This is a genomic window from Orrella sp. JC864 (assembly GCF_037026685.1).
GTDB lineage: Bacteria > Pseudomonadota > Gammaproteobacteria > Burkholderiales > Burkholderiaceae_B > Orrella.
On record NZ_JBANET010000013.1, the window covers coordinates 112937 to 131962 of the forward strand.

17 protein-coding genes are annotated in these 19026 nt (G+C 68.3%); 12 read left to right on the top strand and 5 right to left on the bottom strand.

Annotated features, from left to right (window positions below):
• Window positions 1-18 precede the first annotated feature (18 nt).
• Window positions 19-681 (top strand): hypothetical protein, encoded by a 663-nt coding sequence (locus tag V8Z80_RS13400; RefSeq protein ID WP_336062336.1) that lies wholly within the window; start codon window positions 19-21, stop codon window positions 679-681.
• A gap of 30 nt (window positions 682-711) precedes the next feature.
• Here the strand turns inward: V8Z80_RS13400 and V8Z80_RS13405 are convergent, their stop codons facing one another.
• Together V8Z80_RS13405 and uvrA are read right to left on the bottom strand one after the other, a co-directional pair.
• Window positions 712-1374: a glutathione S-transferase family protein gene (locus tag V8Z80_RS13405; protein WP_336062337.1), complete on the bottom strand. Its 663-nt coding sequence runs from the start codon at window positions 1372-1374 to the stop codon at window positions 712-714.
• A gap of 80 nt (window positions 1375-1454) precedes the next feature.
• Window positions 1455-4379: an excinuclease ABC subunit UvrA gene (gene uvrA / locus V8Z80_RS13410; RefSeq protein ID WP_155195098.1), complete on the bottom strand. Its 2925-nt coding sequence runs from the start codon at window positions 4377-4379 to the stop codon at window positions 1455-1457.
• A 179-nt stretch (window positions 4380-4558) separates the two neighbouring features.
• Between uvrA and V8Z80_RS13415 the strand changes: the two genes are divergently transcribed.
• Both V8Z80_RS13415 and ssb read left to right on the top strand, forming a co-directional pair.
• On the top strand, window positions 4559-5716 hold the full coding sequence (locus tag V8Z80_RS13415) for an MFS transporter (protein ID WP_442951975.1): 1158 nt from the start codon (window positions 4559-4561) through the stop codon (window positions 5714-5716).
• Window positions 5717-5938: 222 nt separating this feature from the next.
• Window positions 5939-6430: a single-stranded DNA-binding protein gene (gene ssb, locus V8Z80_RS13420; protein ID WP_155195096.1), complete on the top strand. Its 492-nt coding sequence runs from the start codon at window positions 5939-5941 to the stop codon at window positions 6428-6430.
• Between the two features lie 208 nt (window positions 6431-6638).
• Here the strand turns inward: ssb and V8Z80_RS13425 are convergent, their stop codons facing one another.
• Window positions 6639-7541, bottom strand: coding sequence for a LysR substrate-binding domain-containing protein (locus V8Z80_RS13425; RefSeq protein ID WP_155195095.1), 903 nt, complete (start codon window positions 7539-7541; stop codon window positions 6639-6641).
• A gap of 102 nt (window positions 7542-7643) precedes the next feature.
• Here V8Z80_RS13425 and V8Z80_RS13430 point away from each other — a divergent pair, with 102 nt between their 5' ends.
• Genes V8Z80_RS13430 through V8Z80_RS13455 form a run of 6 tightly spaced genes read left to right on the top strand, consistent with a single transcriptional unit; the run spans window position 7644 to window position 14064 of the window.
• On the top strand, window positions 7644-8036 hold the full coding sequence (locus V8Z80_RS13430) for a carboxymuconolactone decarboxylase family protein (RefSeq protein ID WP_155195094.1): 393 nt from the start codon (window positions 7644-7646) through the stop codon (window positions 8034-8036).
• A gap of 6 nt (window positions 8037-8042) precedes the next feature.
• Window positions 8043-9557: an aldehyde dehydrogenase family protein gene (locus V8Z80_RS13435; RefSeq protein ID WP_336062338.1), complete on the top strand. Its 1515-nt coding sequence runs from the start codon at window positions 8043-8045 to the stop codon at window positions 9555-9557.
• A gap of 28 nt (window positions 9558-9585) precedes the next feature.
• A complete protein-coding gene (locus V8Z80_RS13440) occupies window positions 9586-10476 on the top strand; it encodes an NAD(P)-dependent oxidoreductase (RefSeq protein WP_155195092.1) in 891 nt (296 codons plus the stop codon).
• Window positions 10473-11645: a M20 aminoacylase family protein gene (locus tag V8Z80_RS13445; RefSeq protein WP_336062339.1), complete on the top strand. Its 1173-nt coding sequence runs from the start codon at window positions 10473-10475 to the stop codon at window positions 11643-11645. The genes V8Z80_RS13440 and V8Z80_RS13445 overlap by 4 nt, the downstream gene beginning before the upstream one ends.
• 27 nt (window positions 11646-11672) lie before the next feature.
• On the top strand, window positions 11673-12644 hold the full coding sequence (locus tag V8Z80_RS13450) for a Bug family tripartite tricarboxylate transporter substrate binding protein (RefSeq protein ID WP_155195091.1): 972 nt from the start codon (window positions 11673-11675) through the stop codon (window positions 12642-12644).
• Between the two features lie 28 nt (window positions 12645-12672).
• Complete coding sequence (locus V8Z80_RS13455; protein ID WP_336062340.1) at window positions 12673-14064, top strand: L-serine ammonia-lyase; 1392 nt, start codon at window positions 12673-12675, stop codon at window positions 14062-14064.
• 2 nt (window positions 14065-14066) lie between these two features.
• Here the strand turns inward: V8Z80_RS13455 and V8Z80_RS13460 are convergent, their stop codons facing one another.
• On the bottom strand, window positions 14067-14957 hold the full coding sequence (locus tag V8Z80_RS13460) for a LysR family transcriptional regulator (protein ID WP_336062341.1): 891 nt from the start codon (window positions 14955-14957) through the stop codon (window positions 14067-14069).
• Window positions 14951-15880 (bottom strand): LysR family transcriptional regulator, encoded by a 930-nt coding sequence (locus V8Z80_RS13465; protein WP_336062342.1) that lies wholly within the window; start codon window positions 15878-15880, stop codon window positions 14951-14953. The genes V8Z80_RS13460 and V8Z80_RS13465 overlap by 7 nt, the downstream gene beginning before the upstream one ends.
• 135 nt (window positions 15881-16015) lie before the next feature.
• On the opposite strand from V8Z80_RS13465, the gene V8Z80_RS13470 reads away from it, so the two are divergent.
• From V8Z80_RS13470 to V8Z80_RS13480, 3 genes are all read left to right on the top strand, one after another.
• Window positions 16016-17248, top strand: a complete 1233-nt coding sequence (locus V8Z80_RS13470) for a pyridoxal phosphate-dependent aminotransferase (RefSeq protein WP_336062343.1) — start codon at window positions 16016-16018, stop codon at window positions 17246-17248.
• A gap of 20 nt (window positions 17249-17268) precedes the next feature.
• Window positions 17269-17943, top strand: coding sequence for an RraA family protein (locus V8Z80_RS13475; protein WP_336062344.1), 675 nt, complete (start codon window positions 17269-17271; stop codon window positions 17941-17943).
• A 144-nt stretch (window positions 17944-18087) separates the two neighbouring features.
• A complete protein-coding gene (locus tag V8Z80_RS13480; protein ID WP_336062345.1) occupies window positions 18088-19005 on the top strand; it encodes a TRAP transporter substrate-binding protein in 918 nt (305 codons plus the stop codon).
• Window positions 19006-19026 lie beyond the last annotated feature (21 nt).

Sequence of the window (19026 nt, forward strand, 5' to 3'; positions counted from 1 at the left end):
TTGCCTTAAGGAGACCGCATGCCGCACATCCGATCCGCATCCGCCGCGCGCCGCCTGGTCCGGGCAGGCGCGCTGCTGGCCCTGGCCGGCGCGCCAGGCCTTGCCGCGCTGGCCCAGACCGGCCAGCCGCTGCCGCCCGGCCCCACCGGCACCCCCATGACGGTGCACGGCAACATCGAAGGCCCCAGCCGGCTGGCGATCGTGCAGGTCTGCGAGCCGGCGGGCAACTGCCAATTGTCCTTCGTCGATACGCTCAAGCAGGACGACATCGCCGAGCTGGTACGCAGCTACCGCGGCCAGGGCCGGCCCGGCACCGATCCCTCGGTGACGGTGCTGGCCCTGTGCGCCGGCAACTGGGTGGCCGCGGTGCAGGCCCGGGCCGAGCCGCAGCCCGCCCAGGGCATGGTGTGCGGCTATCCCACCGAACTGGACGCGCTGCGCCAGGCCTTCGCCGCCTGCGACCAGCAGCTCGGCCGCCCGTGCGCGGCCGAGCCGCAGACGCAGGTGAGCTGGGGCAAATGGGATGGACGCCACCTGCCGGGGCGCGACCAGGCGCCGGGCAAGCTGTACACGGTATGGGACCAGGACGGCGCCAAGGTCTGCACGCTGCAGGCCGGCCAGCCCGTCAGCTGCAATGCGCAGGCGGCCGACGTGCTGCGGCGGGCGGGGCTGGTGCGATAAGGGCGCAAAGGCAGGGGCTGCTTTGCGGCCCTATCGATGCGTACGGTAGGGTTCGTCTTCGGGCACGAACACGCCTTCGGCGCGGGCCTCCCGGCACCATTGCTCGAAAGCCGGCAGCGCGGCCACCGCGTCCATGTAGTCGCGCACCGCGCCGGCCGCGGCCACCCCGTAGGTGATGAAACGGCTGACCACCGGCGCGTAGAAGGCGTCGGCGATGGAAAAGCGCCCGAACAGGAAGGGTCCGCCCTGGCCGAACTCGGCACGCGTGTCGTGCCAGGTGGCCTGGATGCGGCTGATGTCCTGGCGCGCCTCTTCGCCGATGGCGATGCCGGGCAGCTGGGCTTCGATGTTCATGGGCAGCTCGCGGCGCAGGTGCCCGAAGCCGCCATGCATCTGCGCGGCCAGCGAGCGCGCCCGGGCGCGGGCGCGCAGGTCGGCGGGCCACAGCTGCGCGGCGGGATGGCGTTCGGCCACGTATTCGCAGATGGCCAGCGAATCCCACACCGCGAACTTGCCGTCCAGCAGCACCGGGACCAGGCCGGCCGGGCTGACGCTGCTGACCTCTTTCTGGAAGGAAGGGGTGAACAGGCCGAGCTTGCGCTCCTGGAAGGCGATGCCCGCGGTGCGCAGGGCAAGCCACGGGCGCATGGACCAGGACGAGTAGTTCTTGTTGGCGATGATCAGGGTGTACATGGCGGCCTCGCCGGCGCGGCGCGCGCCGCCCTATTGCGGCGCAGCAAGACCCCATTTATAGCACCGCGGCCGGCGCGTCTTCAGCGCGCCTTGGCGCGCTTGCGGCCCAGCACCCGGCCCAGGTAGCGGCCGGTGTGGCTCTCGGGCGAGGCGGCCACCTCCTCCGGCGTGCCCTGCGCCACGATGCGCCCGCCCCCGCCGCCGCCTTCCGGGCCCATGTCCACCACCCAGTCGGCGGTCTTGATCACGTCCAGGTTGTGTTCGATGACCACCACGGTATTGCCCGCCTCGACCAGCTGGTTGAGCACGCGCAAGAGCAGCTCGATGTCGGCGAAGTGCAGGCCGGTGGTGGGTTCGTCCAGGATGTACAGCGTGCGGCCGGTGCTGCGGCGCGACAGCTCCAGAGACAGCTTGACGCGCTGGGCCTCGCCGCCCGATAGCGTGGTGGCGCTCTGGCCCAGCCGCACGTAGGACAGGCCCACGTCCACCAGGGTCTGCAGCTTGCGCGCGATGGCCGGCACCGATTCGAAATACTCCAGCGCCTGCTCCACGGTCAGGTCCAGCACCTCGCTGATGTTGCGCCCGCGGTAGCGGATCTCCAGCGTCTCGCGGTTGTAGCGCTTGCCGTGGCAGACGTCGCAGGGCACGTACATGTCGGGCAGGAAGTGCATCTCGACCTTGACCACGCCGTCGCCCTGGCAGGCTTCGCAGCGTCCGCCCTTGACGTTGAAGCTGAAGCGGCCCGGGTCGTAGCCGCGCGCGCGGGCCTCGGGCACGCCGGCGAACAGTTCGCGGATCGGCGTGAACAGCCCCGTGTAGGTGGCCGGGTTGCTGCGCGGCGTGCGGCCGATGGGGCTCTGGTCCACGCTGATGATCTTGTCGAAGTGCTCCAGGCCTTCCAGCGCGGCATAGGGCGCGGGCTCGGCCTGCGCATTGTGCAGCGCGCGCGAGACGGCCACGGCCAGCGTGTCGTTGACGAGGGTGGACTTGCCCGAGCCCGATACGCCGCTGATGCACACCAGCTTGCCGGCCGGGATGCGCAGGTCCACCGATTTCAGGTTGTTGCCGGTGCAGCCCTGCAGCGTCAGCCACGCCTGGCCGGGGGCCAGCGCGCGGCGGGCGGGCACCGCGATGGCGCGCCGCCCGCTCAGGAACTGGCCGGTCAGCGAATCGGGATGGTCCTGCACCTGCGCCGGCGTGCCGCTGGCCACCACCTGCCCGCCGTGCTCGCCCGCGCCCGGGCCCATGTCCACCACCCAGTCGGCCTCGCGGATCATGTCCTCGTCGTGCTCGACCACGATGACGCTGTTGCCCAGGTCGCGCAGGTGCTTGAGCGTGCCGATCAGCCTGTCGTTGTCGCGCTGGTGCAGGCCGATGGACGGCTCGTCCAGCACGTACATCACGCCGGTCAGGCCCGAGCCGATCTGGCTGGCCAGCCGGATGCGCTGCGCCTCGCCGCCCGAGATGGTGTCGGCGCTGCGGTCCAGCGACAGGTAGTTCAGGCCCACGTTGTTGAGGAACTCCAGCCGCGCCTCGATCTCGCGCACGATGCGCTGGGCGATTTCCTGGCGCGAACCGGTCAGCGCCAGGTTGCGGAACCACTGCAGGCAGTCCGACAGCGGCATGGCCTCGACCTCGTAGATGGCCAGGCCGGTCTCCTTGCTGCGGGCGGTGTGCTCGGCCAGGCTGCCGGGCGCGGCCAGCTGCGCGCGCGGCACGTGGGCATCGGGCCTGTCGTTGCCGATGCGCACGTGCCGCGCCTCGGCGCGCAGGCGCGAGCCGCCGCACTCGGGGCAGGTCTTGATGGCGCGGTACTTGCCCAGCTCTTCGCGCACCGCCCCCGAATCGGTTTCGCGCCAGCGCCGCTCCAGGTTGGGAATCACGCCCTCGAAGGCGTGGCGCTTGACCGAGCTGCGGCCTTTTTCGTTGACGTAGAAGAAAGGGATTTCTTCTTCGCCCGAGCCGTACAGCACGATGCGCTGGGTCGCTTCGGGCAACTGTTCGAACGGGGTCTCGATGTCATAGCCGTAGTGCGCGGCCAGGCTGGTCAGCAGCGAATGGGTGAAGGCGTTGCGCTTGTCCCAGCCGCGGATGGCGCCCGAGGCCAGGCTCAGCTCGGGAAAGGCCACCACGCGCTTGGGATCGAAAAAGCCCACCTGCCCGATGCCGTCGCAGCTGGGACAGGCCCCGACCGGATTGTTGAAGCTGAACAGGCGCGGCTCCAGCTCGGGCAGGCCGTGGCTGCAGACCGGACAGGCATAGCGGCTGGAGAACATCTGCTCGTTGCCGCCATCCATGTCCAGCGCGATGATGCGGCCCTCGGCCAGGCCCAGCGCCGTCTCGAAGCTTTCGGCCAGGCGCTGCTTGCTCTCCGGCCGTACGCGCAGCCGGTCCACCACCACGTCGATGTCGTGCTTCTCGTTTTTCTTGAGCTCGGGCAGCGAGTCGATCTCGACCATCCTGCCGTCCACGCGCAGCCGCACGAAGCCCTGCGCCTGCAGGCTGGCGCATTCTTCCTCGAAGCTGCCCTTGCGCGCGCGCGCCAGCGGCGCCAGGATGGCCAGGCGCGTATCGGGCGCCCAGGCCAGCACCGCGTCGACCATCTGGCTGACGCTTTGCGCCTGCAGCGGCAGGCCGTGCTCGGGGCAATAGGGCGTGCCCACCCGGGCATACAGCAGGCGCAGGTAGTCGTGGATCTCGGTGATGGTGCCCACCGTCGAGCGCGGGTTGTGGCCGGCGGCCTTCTGCTCGATGGAGATGGCCGGCGACAGGCCTTCGATCAGGTCCACGTCGGGCTTGTCCATCAGCTGCAGGAACTGCCGCGCGTAGGCCGACAGGCTTTCGACGTAGCGCCGCTGGCCCTCGGCATACAGCGTATCGAAGGCCAGCGAGGACTTGCCCGAACCGGACAGGCCGGTGACCACCACCAGGCGGTGCCGCGGCAGGTCCAGCGACACGTTCTTGAGGTTGTGGGTGCGGGCACCCCTGATGCGGATTTCATCCATCGGCGGCTCAAGCGGTTTCCAAGGGCAACTTGGTACTATAGCGCGCCGGGCCAGTCCGGGCGCCGCCGCCTGGCCGGCGATGCCCCCGGGCGCCGGGCCTTGCATTCCTTGACCCCGACGCAGCCCGCCCGGGCGCCGCAGAACAACATTATTCGATGCCGGATCCCTCTCTTCCCAGGATGACCGCCGACGAGCGGCGTGCCAGCGTGGCGCTGGCGGGCCTGTTCGCCTGCCGCATGCTGGGCCTGTTCCTGCTGCTGCCGGTCTTTGCCGTGGCCGCCGCCGGGCTGCCTGGCGGCGACGACCCGGCGCGCGTGGGCCTGGCCCTGGGCATGTACGGCCTGACCCAGGCCTTCATGCAGATTCCCTTCGGCCTGGCTTCCGACCGCTGGGGCCGCCGGCCGGTGGTGATGGCCGGGCTGGTGCTGTTCGTGGCCGGCAGCGTGGTGTGCGCGCTGGCCGACGACGTGTTCTGGATCACCGTGGGCCGCGCCATCCAGGGCGCCGGCGCGATCTCGGCGGCCGTCACGGCCTGGCTGGCCGACGCCACCCGGCCCGAGGTGCGCACCCGGGCCATGGCCATGGTGGGCGCCTCGATCGGCCTGTCCTTCGCCCTGTCGCTGCTGCTGGCCCCGCTGCTGGTGGGCTGGGGCGGCCTGCCGGGGCTGTTCTGGACCATCGCCTGCCTGGGCGTGGCCAGCATGGCGGTGGCCTGGTTCCGCGTGCCGGTGGTGCCGCGCGGCGAGCCGTCCATGAACCGCGCCCGCATGGCCGACGTGCTGCGCCATCCCGGGCTGCTGCGGCTCAATTTCGGGGTGTTCTGCCTGCACCTGATCCAGGTGGCGCTGTTCGTGGTGGTGCCAGGCCTGCTGGCGCGCAGCGGCGGGCTGGCCGCCTCGGCGCTGTGGCAGGTCTACCTGCCGGTGATCTTCGGCTCCTTCGTGCTGATGGTGCCGGCCATCTTCCTGACCGAGAAGCGCCGCGCGCACGGCCAGGCGCTGCGCGCGGCCGTGGCCGGGCTGCTGGCCGTATGCCTGCTGCTGCCCTGGGCCAGCGGGGGCTTTGCCGCCCTGGCGCTGGCGCTGACCGGCTTTTTTGTCGTGTTCAACATCCTGGAGGCGCTGCAGCCTTCGCTGGTCTCGCGTGCCGCGCCGCCCGAGTTCAAGGGGCTGGCGCTGGGGGTGTACAACACCGCCCAGGCGGCGGGCCTGTTCCTGGGCGGCATGCTGGGCGGGTGGCTGGCCACGCGCCACGGGCCCGACGGCGTGTTCTGGATGGCGGCGGCGCTGTCGGCCGCCTGGCTGGCGGTGGCCTGGACGGTGCGCCGGCCCGATTAAGGGCCGGATCGGGCACGGGCGGGGGGCGTCCCCGGCATGCCGGCCGCCTTGCCGGGCGGACATTCCCATCCGCCCGCGGGTTTGAGCATGCCGCGATATCGCCGATAATACGAGCCTTCGCGGGCGCGAAAAGCGCCCGCCCGCTTTTTCATCGTCAAGGTGTCCCATGGCGGCGGCGGCCCAACCTGGCGCGGCCCGCATGGCACCAATCAGGAGATCGCCATGGCATCCGTCAACAAGGTCATCATCGTGGGCAACCTGGGGCGCGACCCCGAAGTCCGCTACAGCCCCGAAGGCTCCGCGATCTGCAACGTTTCCATCGCCACCACCAGCCAGTGGAAGGACAAGAACAGCGGCGAGAAGCGCGAAGAAACCGAATGGCACCGCGTCGTGTTCTACAACCGCCTGGCCGAGATCGCCGGCGAATACCTCAAGAAGGGCCGCTCGGTCTACGTCGAGGGCCGCCTGAAGACCCGCAAGTGGACCGACAAGGAAAACATCGAGCGCTACACCACTGAAATCGTCGCCGACCAGATGCAGATGCTGGGTGGCCGCGGCGAAGGCGGCGAAGGCGGCGGCTACGGCGGTGGCGGCTACGGCGGCGAATCGGCGCCGCGCGCGCCCCGCCCCCAGCAGCAGGCCCCCCGCCCCGCCGCCCAGCCCGCGCACAACGCGACCAACCTGGCGGACATGGACGACGATATCCCGTTCTAAAGCATCGCCCGGCCCGGCCTGGCAGCGGCGCCAGGCCAGGGGTCACGCAGCCATCAATATGATGTCGCCAGCGCCCACGTTGGCCGCTCGAACCTGGGCCCGGCTCGTGGTGTCGACGTTCCACGAGATCTGCGAGCAAGCCAGGGCTGTCTATCGTGCGGCGCCTGCGCAAGGGCCGCGTGCGCGCAAGTAGGGACGGCCGGCACCGCTAGCGGCGCTGCGCGTGCGACAGCAGCAGTTGCACGAACGCGCGCGGGGCCGGCGCCAGTTCGACCGTGGCCCGCTCCAGCAGGCACATGTCCGCGCCTGGTATGGGTTCTTGCACGACGATGCTCTCCAGGTGGCGGGCCAGCGACAGCTTGTCCAGGATCACGCGCGGGGCCAGGAACAGGTAGTCGGACGTCGATATCAGGTCCAGCGTGTCGAAAAGCGATTCCACGCTGCCCACCATCCTGGGGGTGCCCAGGCCGTTGCGGGCGAACCAGTCGGCCAGCCGGTTCGATGGCGTGCCGATGCGTCCGAACGGACTGGTATTGACCCACTCGGCTTGGCGCAGTTGATGCAGCGAGCGGGCGGCGCGCAAGGGATGTCCCTTGCGGCACAGCACGCAGGGCTCGGATTCGGCGAGCACGGTACAGCGGAAATCCCCCGTGTCGGTGCCGCTGGAGACCAGCGTCAGCGCGAAGTCCAGCTTGCCCTCGCGCAGCGCCGACAGCAGCACGGTGGACGGGCCTGCGCTGATGTGCACCGATACGCGCGGGTGGCGGGCGCGGAACTGCTGCAATACCGGCGCCAGCAGGCGCGCAAAGATCTCCGAGGAAGCCCCGACGTTGATCGTGCCGGCCAACTCGCCGTGCAGGTGGCGAAAGATCTGTTCGGCCCGTTCGCATTCGCCCAGGATGATGCGTGCGCGCCCGAGCAGCTGCGCGCCCGACGCGGTCAGCGTGATGCCCTTGGCCGCCCGCAGGAACAGTTGCGCGCCCAGGCTTTCTTCCAGGCGCTTGATCTGCTGGGTCAGCCCGCTTTGCTCCATGCCCAGGTGCCGGGCGGCGGCGCGAATGCTGCCGTGCTCGACGACCTGCACGAAGGCGCGCAGTTGCTGGAGGGTCATTGGGAGTATAGAAAGTAATCAATATAACAATTATAGTATCTTGTGCACTCGGTTGCCGGCTTCTAGACTGCGCCCACTGACTCTTCAAGCGTGGAAAGCCTTATGACCGTCGACCGTTTCGCCCTGGGCGAACAAATCCGCACCGAAGTGCTGGGGCCCGAGTACGTCGCGGCCTCTAGCGCCAATACCGATGCCTTCAGCGAACCGCTGCGCGAATTCGCCATCAGGAATCTCTGGGGCGACATCTGGGCGCGTCCCGGCCTGGACCGCCGCGCGCGCAGCATCGTGAACCTGGCCATCCTCTCCAGCGACAACCGGCCCGGCGAGCTCAAGACCCACATTCGTGCAGCCCTGAACAACGGCATGAGCCGCGAGGAGATCGGCGAGGTCTTCCTGCAGGTGGCCCTATACCGCGGCATTCCTACCGGCAGCGACGCCACGCGTATCGCGCGCCAGACCTTCGCCGAAATCGACGCCCAAGCGGGCAAGGCCTGAGCCGCGATGTCACGATCTTCCGTCAGCCAAGCCGGCGTCCGGGAGCGCCTGCTGGCCTTGTGCGAGCGCCATGTCGGCCCGGCCGCCTCGATCGGCGCATGGGTAGCCGGCCAGGCCGTGGCCGGCGGCGGCAGCACCGAGCTGGCGTTGGTGTATCCGGGCGACGGCGGCGAACTGCTGCGCTATCGGGATGCCTCGCCCGAGCTCGTCGGCCAGGCGCTGCAATCGTGCGCGCGCGGCCAGGCAGCCTGGGCCGCGCTGCCGGCGCAGCGGCGCGGCGAACTGCTGGCCGCGCTGGGCGAGCTCATCAAGGCCAACGCCGAGTCGCTGGCCACGCTGGAGGCGATCTCCTCGGGCAAGGCCATCAAGGGGTGCAGGGCCCAGCTGGGCGCGGTCGCCGAGATATTCCGCTACTACTCGGGCTGGACCGACAAGTTCGGCGGCAGCGTGATTCCGGTGCCGGGCGGGCAGTTGAACTACACGCTGCGCGAACCGCTGGGCGTGGTGTTCCAGATCATGCCCTGGAATTCGCCTTTGTACCTTGCGGCCTGGAACGCCGCGCCGGCGCTGGCGATGGGCAACGCGGTGCTGATCAAGCCGTCCGAACTGACGCCGCTGACGACGCTGGCCCTGGGGCGCCTGGCCACCGAGGCGGGCCTGCCGGCGGGCGTGCTCAACGTGGTGGCCGGCCTGGGGCAGACGGTGGGCGATGCGGCCATCGCCGATCCGCTCGTCAAAAAGGTGGTGTTCGTCGGTTCGACCCAGACCGGCCGGCGCGTCAGCCAGGCCGCCGCGCGGCGGCCTATTCCTTGCCTGCTGGAGCTGGGCGGCAAGTCGGCCAACATCGTGTTCGCGGACGCGGATCTGGACGCGGCCGCCCGGATGGCGGTCGTGGCCGCTTTTTCCAACACGGGGCAGAACTGCGTGGCCGGCTCGCGGCTGCTGGTGCAGCGCGGGATCTACGACGCGTTCGTGCAGCGTGTGGTGCGCGAGGCCGCCCGGTACCGCATCGGCCTGCCCCTGGACGAGTCGGCAGACAGCGGGCCCATCAACAACGCTGCGCAGTACCGCCGGGTATGGGACATGATCCAGCTGGGCCTGCGCGAAGGCGCCGAACTGGCCTATGGCCAGGCCAGCCCGTCCGGGCAGGCGGGTTTCCTGCTGGGGCCGACGGTGCTCAGGCACGTGAACAACCGCATGCGCATCGCCCGCGAGGAGGTCTTCGGGCCGGTGCTCGCGGCCATCGCCTTCGAGGACGAGGCCGACGCCATCGCCCAGGCCAACGACAGCGAGTTCGGGCTGGCCGGTGCGGTGTGGACGCGGGACGTCGCGCGGGCGCACCGGGTAGCCGCCGCGGTGCGGGCGGGCCTCTTCTGGATCAACATGTACCGCGACATGCACGTATCCACGCCTTTCGGCGGCGTGGACAGCAGCGGCTACGGGCGCTCCAGCGGCATCGAAGCCTTGTACGAGTACACCCAGACCAAGAGCGTGTGGGTGCCTACGGCGCCCGGCGCCTGATTCAATCTTTTTTCGAGGGTGTCTTGCCATGAGTGACAAACAGCCGATAGGCGTGATCGGACTGGGCAACATGGGCCGCGGCATGGCGTTGTCGCTGCTTCGCGCCGGCTTTGCAGTGCTGGGCCTGGACCGCAGCCCGGCCGTGGCGCAGCGGGCCAGGCAGGAAGGCGTGACGCTGGCCGGCGATCTGCCCCAGCTGGCGGCCGCTTGCCGGACCATCGTGCTGTCGCTGCCGACTTCGGCCGTCGTCAGGGAGGTGATGGCCGGCGAGCAGGGCATTCTTGCGCTGGCGCGGCCGGGAGTGGCCGTGATCGACACGACTACCGCCGATCCCGACGTCACGCGGGAGTTGGCCGTGCTGGCGCGCCAGCGCGGCGCCGTGTTGATCGATGCGCCGGTCAGCGGCGGGCCGGGCGGTGCGCTGCGCGGCGAGCTGACGATGTTCCTGGGCGGACAGGCCGAGCATATCGAGGCCGTCCGGCCGGTGCTGGCGGCCATGGGCAGCAAGCTGTTCCATATCGGCGATACGGGCGCCGGCAATATCGCCAAGATCGTGAACAACCTGCTGACGGCCGCGCAACTGCTCACGGCAGGCGAGGCGTTCCGGCTGGCCGAGGCGGCTGGCGTGCAGACCGGACAGCTGCTCGATGCCATCAACGCCGGCTCGGGCCGCAGCGGCGTGACCGAGTTCAACTATCCCAAGCGCATCCTCACCGGCGGTTTCGACTCGGGCTTCACCATGCAGCTCATGCGCAAGGACGTGGCCTTGGCCGCATCCCTGTGCGAGAAGCTGGCGGTCGATGTGCCGGTCACCCGCGAAGTGTTCGCCCTGTGGCGCGAGAGCGCCGCCGCGCTGGCCGATGGCGAAGATTTCAATCGCATCGTGCAGTTTCGCCGCGGCGCGCAGGCCGGGGCTTGAGCGATCCGGCCATGCACGACGCGCACGCATCCGCCGAGGAGTTTGCCGCCCTGCGCCGCGACCTGCATGCGCATCCGGAGCTGGCATTCGAGGAGCATCGCACCGCCGCCATCGTGGCCCGGACGCTGCGCGGGCTGGGCTATTCGGTCCAGACCGGCATCGCGGGAACGGGCGTGGTGGGTACGCTGTCGCGCCCGGGCGGCACCCGCAGCATCGCCTTGCGGGCCGACATGGATGCGCTGCCCATCCAGGAGGAAAATGACGCGGGCCATGCCAGCGCGGCGCCCGGACGCATGCACGCCTGCGGCCACGACGGCCATACCGCCATGCTGCTGGCCGGTGCCGCCTTGCTTGCCCGCCAGGGGCGTTTTGCGGGCACCGTGCACGTGGTCTTCCAGCCTGCCGAAGAGCGCGGCGAGGACAGCGGGGCGCAACGCATGCTCCAGGAGGGCCTGTTCGAGCGTTTCCCGGCCGATGCGGTGTTCGCCATGCACAATCACCCGGGCTTGCCGGTGGGACACTTCATGTGCCGCCCCGGGCCTTTCATGTCGGCCAGCGACAAGGTGCGCGTCGTCGTGCAGGGACGCGCGGGCCATGCCGCCCGCCCGCATCTGTGCATCGATGCCGGCCTGGTGGCCGCAGCCATCGTGATGAGCCTGCAATCGGTGGTGTCGCGCAATATCGATCCGGCCCAGGCGGCCGTGGTGTCGGTAGGGCGGCTGGCTGCCGGGCATGTCTACAACGTCATTCCCGATAGGGCGGAGCTCGAACTTAGCGTGCGCTCCTTCGATCCCGCGGTGCGCGCGCTGCTGCGGGCGCGGATCGAGGCGACCGTGGCGGCGCAGGCGCAAAGCTACGGTGCCGCCGTCCAGCTCGATTACGTAATGGGCTATCCCGTGCTGGTCAACGACCCGGGGCAGACGGCGCTGGCCGTGCAGGCGGCCCGCGATGTCGCCGGCGCCGACGCTGTGCAGGCCGACGCCGCGCCCATCATGGGCAGCGAGGACTTCGCCTACATGCTGCAGGCGCGTCCCGGCTGCCTGATCCGTATCGGCAACGGGTTGCATAGCCCGGCCCTGCATCACCCGCGCTACGAGTTCGACGACGCGAACATCGCCATCGGCGCGGCCTATTGGAAACGCCTGGTGGAACGCTACCTGGCGGCCTGACCCACCTATGTCACGAAAGGGGAAACCATGTATTGCAGATTGAAGAAGATCGTCCTGTCGGCCGCGGGCGCCGCGCTGCTGGCGGCAAGCGCGACAGCCGCCGCCTATCCGGAGCGTCCTATCCGGCTGGTGGTGCCGTTCCCGGCCGGCGGCCTGGCCGACACGGTGGCGCGGGTGGTCGGCGAGCGCCTGGGGGCCGTCCTGGGCCAGCCCATCGTCATGGACTACAAGGCCGGCGCGGCCACCATCATCGGCGCCGACAATGCGGCCAAGTCCACTCCCGACGGCTATACCCTGCTGCTGGGCTCGGCCACGACCTTTGCCGTCAATCCCATTATCTACAGCAAGCTGCCCTATGCGCCCTTGACGGACTTCGACCCCATCGGCATCGTGGGCAGCAGCGCGCTGGCGCTGGTTGCCAATACCGCCCTGCCGGTCAACGACGTCAAGGCGCTGATCGAGGCGATCAAGGCCGAGCCGGCCAAATATTCCTACGGTTCGCACGGCGCCGGCTCCACCGTGCACTTCGCCGCCGAGATGTTGTGGCGCGCGGCAGGCGTGAATGTGCTGCACATCCCCTACAAGGGCAGCGCGCCGGCCATGACAGACTTGATGGGCGGCCAGATCACGATGACATTCGACTCTGTTCCCGCGGCGGCCGCCGCGGCCAAGGGCGGGCGCGTCAAGGTGCTGGCCACCACCGGCAGCGAGCGCGCCGGGCTGTTGCCGGACGTGCCGACCATCAGCGAGAGCGGCTATCCGGTCGTCCTGGAATCCTGGTGGGCGGTCGTGGCGCCCAAGGGCTTGCCCGATGACGTGCGCGCCAAGCTGACCGATGCCCTGGCCCAGACGGTGGCCGACCCCTCGGTGCACGACAAACTGGCGGGCCTGGGCTTTAATACGAAGTACGGCAGCCCCGGCCAGTTCGCCACGCTGATCGAGCAGGACACCGCCAAGCTGGCGCCGATCGCCAAGGCCAACGACATCCGGCAGGACTGACCGGCGCGCCGCATCTTAGGGAGAACACGTGGCCATCGGCGTCTTCGACATCTTCAAGATCGGCATCGGGCCTTCCAGCTCGCACACCGTGGGGCCCATGCGCGCGGCCCGCATGTTCGCGCAGGCGCTGGCGCGCGAGCAGCCGGCCGGCCGCGTGCGGCGCCTGACGGCCGAACTGTATGGCTCGCTGGGCGCCACCGGAAAGGGGCACGGCACCGACAAGGCGGTGATGCTCGGGCTGGCTGGCCACGACCCCGAAACGGTGGACGTCGGGCGCATCGACGCCATGCTCGAGGCGGTGCGCAGCGGCCGGCGCGTCGTGCTGGCCGGCGAATACGAAGTCCCTTTCGAGCCGGCCCGCGACATCCTGTTCTACGGCTTGAAGACCTTGCCGCTGCACGCCAACGGCATGCGCTTCGTGGCCTATGGCGACGGGGATGCCGAGCTGATGGCGCGCACCTATTATTCGGTGGGCGGGGGCTTTGTCGTGCGCGACGAACCCGATGGCGCGGGCCCCGCGCGCAAGCAGATCGTTCCGGACATGGGCCAGCTGCCCTTGCCGTTTCGCAGCGGCGAGGAGCTGCTGCGCCTGGCCCAGGCGCATGGCTGCTCGATCGCCGAGATCATGCGGCGCAACGAGCGCCACTGGCGTCCGGACGAAGAGACCGAAGCGGGCCTGGCGCGCATCTGGCAAGCCATGCAGGCCTGTGTGGCGCGCGGCTGCAGCCAGGAAGGCATGCTGCCCGGGCCTTTCAAGGTGCGCCGCCGCGCCGCCGCGCTGCACCGCAGGCTGCAGGCGCAAGGCGGCCCGCATGGGGGCGACCCGCTGGCGGTGATGGACTACGTCAACTTGTACGCCTTGGCCGTGAACGAAGAGAACGCGGCGGGCGGGCGCGTGGTGACGGCGCCGACCAACGGCGCGGCCGGGGTCATACCGGCGGTGCTGCACTACTACACGAATTTCGTGCCGGGCGCCGATCAGCCGGGCGTGCACGACTTTCTCCTGACCGCGGCAGCCATCGGCATTCTTTACAAGGAAAACGCCTCCATCTCCGGCGCCGAAGTGGGCTGCCAGGGCGAGGTCGGGGTGGCCTGTTCGATGGCCGCCGGCGCGCTGTGCGCGGTGCTGGGCGGCACCATGCGCCAGGTCGAGAACGCGGCCGAGATCGGCATGGAACACCATCTTGGCCTGACCTGCGACCCGGTGGGCGGGCTGGTGCAGATCCCGTGCATCGAACGCAACGCGGTAGCCGCCGTCAAGGCGATCAACGCCGCGCGCATGGCGCTGTATGGCGATGGCAACCACCTGGTCAGCCTGGACAAGGTCATCAAGACCATGCGCGAGACCGGCGCCGACATGATGGCCAAGTACAAGGAGACTTCGCGCGGCGGGCTGGCGGTGAACATCGTGGAATGCTGAGGCTAGCTGGTCTCGAAATCGCAGCATTGCCGCGCGATTTCCGCCAGCCCGTGGTTCCAGGCGGTCTGCGGATACTTGCGAAAGACGGCGTAGTAGCGGACCGGCCGTAACGGCGGATCGGTGTGTACCCGCTGCAGCCGGCCGGATGCCTCATGTTCCCGGAACAGCGCGACGGGCAGGCAACTCACGCCTCCGTGCGCCCTGATCAGACCGGCCAGGGCGAATACGTTGTTGCCCCCTGGCAATCGTTCTGGCTGAGCGCCCGTGGCGGCATAAACCTGTGCACAGAGCGTGTTGACGATCGACTGCGAGTTCTGCTCAATGAAAGTATGCCGGGTCAGCGCATGCAAGGTATGAATCCGTCCGGCCTCGAAGGTGCCGGGCGCGGCGAACCAGCCGAACTCGGCCGCGCCGATTTCTATCTGGTGCAGTGCGGGCGATTCGGGCGATTCCGCTACCACGCAAAGGTCCAGTGTGCCCGACTCGGCCTTGTGTATCAGCGTGGACGAATCTTCCACCGTCGGTTGAATGACCACGTCCGGATAGCGCAGGCGGGCGGCCCCGAGAAAGGCAGGAAACCAGGTCATTACCGACAGCTCGGTCAGTCCCACGCTGATTTGAAGGCGCGCCGGCATCCCGGGCGACTTCAATCGGTCCAGCCGGTCCAGGGTTTCAAGCAGCTGCTCGCATTCGTGAAAGAGCAGGCGGCCAGCCGGTGTCAGCGTGTTCTTGCGGCCCGGGTGTTCGAACAGGGCTTCGGCCGCCAGGCTTTCCACTTCCTGTAGCCGCTTGGTCACGGCGGACTGCGTGACGTGCAGCCTTTCGGCCGCTGCGCGCAGCGTACCCAGTCGCGCGACCCAATAGAAGGTCTCCAGTTGTGCGCGGCTCAGCATGTGAGTGGGGCGGCGGGGGCCGTTTCCTGGAAGGGGCGCTCGAAATCGCAATGCTGCCTGGCCAGCGCCACGACGCTTTGCAGAAAAGGCGTGCCGGCCTCGTTGCGATGCACCGCGATGTAGGTCGCTACTGGCAGCGCGGCCTCCAGCATGATCTCGCGCAATAGCCCAGCCCGCACGAGCCCGCGCGAGACGGCGGTGGGCAGGTTGGCCAGTCCCAGGCCGGATACGGCGATGCCCGATGCCGCGGCGAGGCTATCGCATTCGATCACTTGCCCAGGGACGACGCCATGCTCGGTCAGCCATTGCGCGATCAGCCGTCCGGTGCCGGATTGGTCATCCTGCAGCAATAGGGTATGGCGAGCGAGGAACTGCGGCGACAACGGCTGTTGTTTACGCGGCAACAGCTGCGGTTGGCAATACCAGCCCGTGCGTGTCAGGCCCAGGCTTTGCCTGGCAAGACCCGCACAGCCTACGTTCTCGGCGATGAACGCCAAGTCCAGCTTGCCCGAGGCCACGCAGGCACGCAGTTGCACACTGTTGGCCACCTCCAGCGAGAGCGTCGTGCGTGTGCCAGCGGCGCGCAATTCATGCACGAAGCGAGGCAGCCACGTCATGGCAGTCAGTTCGGTGACACCCAGGCGAAGCTGGTGAATGGTTTGGGAGGGATCGGCGATGCGCTCGACCAGCGCATCGCGCTGGCGCAGAGTCTGGTGGGCCAGCCGCAGGACCTCGCGGCCACGCAGCGTCAGTCGCGCCGAGCGATGCTGCCGGTCCAGCAAAGCGTCCGCAAACTGGGCTTCCAATTCCAGCACGTGCCGCGACACGGCGGACTGCGAGATGCCCAGCCTGGCCCCGGCCGCTTCGAAAGTGCCTGCTTCGGCGAAGGCCACCAGGGCTTCCAGCTGCTTCATCGACGCCATGATCTCATCCGGAAAATATCTCAGAAAGGAATATTCTTGCTTAATTATTTATCTCTTTAAAGAACTTTTTGAACCCGCCAAAATGTGGGCTGTGTGTGGCCGGTGCAGTGCCGGCCTTCGGAACCTGACATCGCCATGCGTGACTCCAGCGGCACCATCACCGCCCAGCGGCTAGCCTCGATCAAACCCTCGCCGAGTATCTCGGCCAAGGCACGCGTGGATGCCTTGCGCGCCGAAGGCCGCAAGATCATCGATTTCACCGTCGGCGAACCCGATCTGGCCACCCCGTCGCATATCGTTGCGGCCGGTGCCCAGGCATTGGCAAACGGCCATACCCGCTACACCGGTCCAGCCGGTACGCCCCAGTTGCGGCAAGCGATCGCCGGCAAGTTGGCCTGCGAGAACGGCTTGTCCTACGACGCGGCGCAGATCGTGGTCGGCAGCGGCGCCAAGCAGATCATCTTCAACGCCCTGGCCGCATCGCTGAACGAGGGCGACGAGGTCGTCATCCCCGCGCCTTACTGGGTGTCGTATCCCGATATGGTGGCCCTGTGTGGCGGGGTGCCCGTTGTGGTGCCGGCAGGCCAGGCGCAGCATTTCAAGCTGACCGCCGCGCAATTGGCTGCCGCGATCACTCCTCGCACGCGGTGGGTCGTGCTCAATACGCCCAACAACCCTACTGGGGCAGTCTATAGCCACGAGGAGTTGCGCGCCTTGTGCGATGTGCTGCTACGGCATCCGCACGTGTGGCTGATGACGGACGAGATTTACGAGCATTTCGTCTACGGCGGCGTACGCCATGTTTCGCCCCAGCAAGTCGAACCTGCGCTGCGGGAACGTATGCTTTTGGTCAATGGTTTCTCCAAGGCCTATGCCATGACCGGCTGGCGCATCGGCTACGGCGCAGGGCCGCGCGAACTGGTCAAGGCCATTACGCTGCTTATCACGCAGAGCACGACCTGCCCCAACGCAGCGGCGCAGGCGGCGGCCGTGGCGGCGTTGCAGGGACCTCAGCAGTGCGTCGCCGAGGCCGCGCAGCTGTTCGGCCAGCGACGCGAGCGCTTGGTACGGGGCTTGAACCAGGTGCCTGGTGTGCGTTGCGACAATCCCCAGGGTGCCTTCTACGTTTTTCCGCATGTCGGTGGCTTGATCGGTGCGGTCACGTCCCAGGGCCAACGGCTGCAGACGGATCTGGACGTCGCGGCCTACTTCCTGGAGGCTGCCGGCGTGGCCTTGATGGACGGGACGTCCTACGGGATGTCGCCGTATCTGAGATTGTCCTTTGCGACGTCGCTCGAAACCATAGACGAGGGCTGCCAGGCCATGGCGCATGCCGCGCAGGCATTGGAACTGGCGCCAGCCGCGTAATAGAACCGGAGCAATAGCCGATGAAGCCGTATTCCGAACTGGCCGATTTTCCCCGCGTACATGAGGACCTGGTGGAGAGGGCCCGGCAGTTTCCATCCGCCGTGCTTTGCGATGTGGCAGGACGCCGCGGTGCGCTGCATGGTCGTATCCAGGCACTCGATGCCGGCATGAAGGTATGTGGCCCGGCGTTTACCGTGGAGGTACGCCCGGGCGACAACCTTATGTTCCATGTTGCCCTGGCCCTTGCCCGGCCTGGCGATGTCCTGGTGGTGGATGGCAAGGCAGATCAGACCTGCGCCTTGTTCGGCGAGCTGATGGTGTCGCAGGCGCGGGCCGCCGGGCTGGGAGGATTCGTGGTCGACGCAGCCTCGCGCGATACCGAAATCCTGGCGCAAGGGGACTTTCCCGTTTTCGCGGCAGGTGCCAATCCTTGCGGACCGACCAAGGGCTTGCCGGGGAGATTGGGCGGGCAGGCGAGCGTGGGGGGCGTAGCGGTGACCGCGGGCGACCTGGTGGTGGGCGATGCCGATGGCGTCGTAGTCATTCCGGCCGACGAGGTGCCTGCAGTCCTGGCAGCAGCTCAGGCCAAGCTTGACAGCGAACGGCAACGGCTCGAAGAGATAGCCGCGGGCACACTGGTATCGCCGTGGCTGAACCAGGCGCTGCGGCAAGCAGGCCTGCCTGCGCTGGCTTGACCGGCGGACAGTCGCACGCGTGTGCGGTACCGGCGGTATCGCCACGCATTCATGCAGTGATTCAACAAACCGACACAAGGGGGTTCAATGAAGCGGATTCATATTGCAACGATCGCCACGGCCATGATGTTGGGCGGCCCGCTCATGGCGCAGACCACATGGGTGATGCCCACGGCCTATCCCGACACCAACTTCCACACCCGCAACCTCAAGCAGTTTGCGGACGAAGTGGCCAAGGAAACCGACGGCAAGCTCAAGATCACCGTCCACAGCGGCGGCGCCCTGATCAAGATGCCCGAGATCAAGCGCGCGGTGCAGACCGGCCAGGTGCAGATCGGCGAGATCCTGATCGGCAGCATGGCCAATGAGGCGCCGCTCTACCAGTTCGACACCATACCGTTCATGGTTGCTGACCATGCCCACGCGCAGACGGTGTGGGCCGCGGTCCGCCCCTTGGTAACCCAGCGGCTGGAAAAGCAGAACCTGCATATCCTGTACTCGGTGGTTTGGCCGGCCCAGGGCCTGTACAGCAAGAAGGAACTGGACCCGGCCAACGGCTTGAAAGGCGTCAAGTTCCGCTCGTCCTCGCCAACGGCTGCTGACTTCGCCAAGCGATTGGGCGCGGTGCCCACCGTGGTACAGGCGGTCGAAGTGCCCCAGGCCTTTCTGACAGGCATGGTCGACGCGATGATGACGTCGTCCTCCACCGGGGTCGATACCCAGGCCTGGGATTACCTGTCGGTGTTCTATGACGTGCCGACGATGTTTCCGCAGAATCTCGTCCTGGTGAACAAGCGCGCCTGGGAACAGCTCGATGAAGGCACCCGCAAGATCGTTACCGCCGCTGCCGAGCGCGCCGAGGCGCGGGGCTGGCAGATGAGCGCCGAGGAGAACGCGGCCAGCATTCGCAAGCTCAAAGACAACGGCCTGGCGGTGCGAGAGCTCGATCCCGCCCTGCTGGAGCGCTTCAAGCAGGTGGGCGCGCAAATGGCCGAGGATTGGCTGGGCAAGCTGACTGCCCAAGAAAGCCAAGCCCTGGTGCCCGCCGTGCGTAGGCAATAAGCTTGCCGTGAGGTTCTGAAT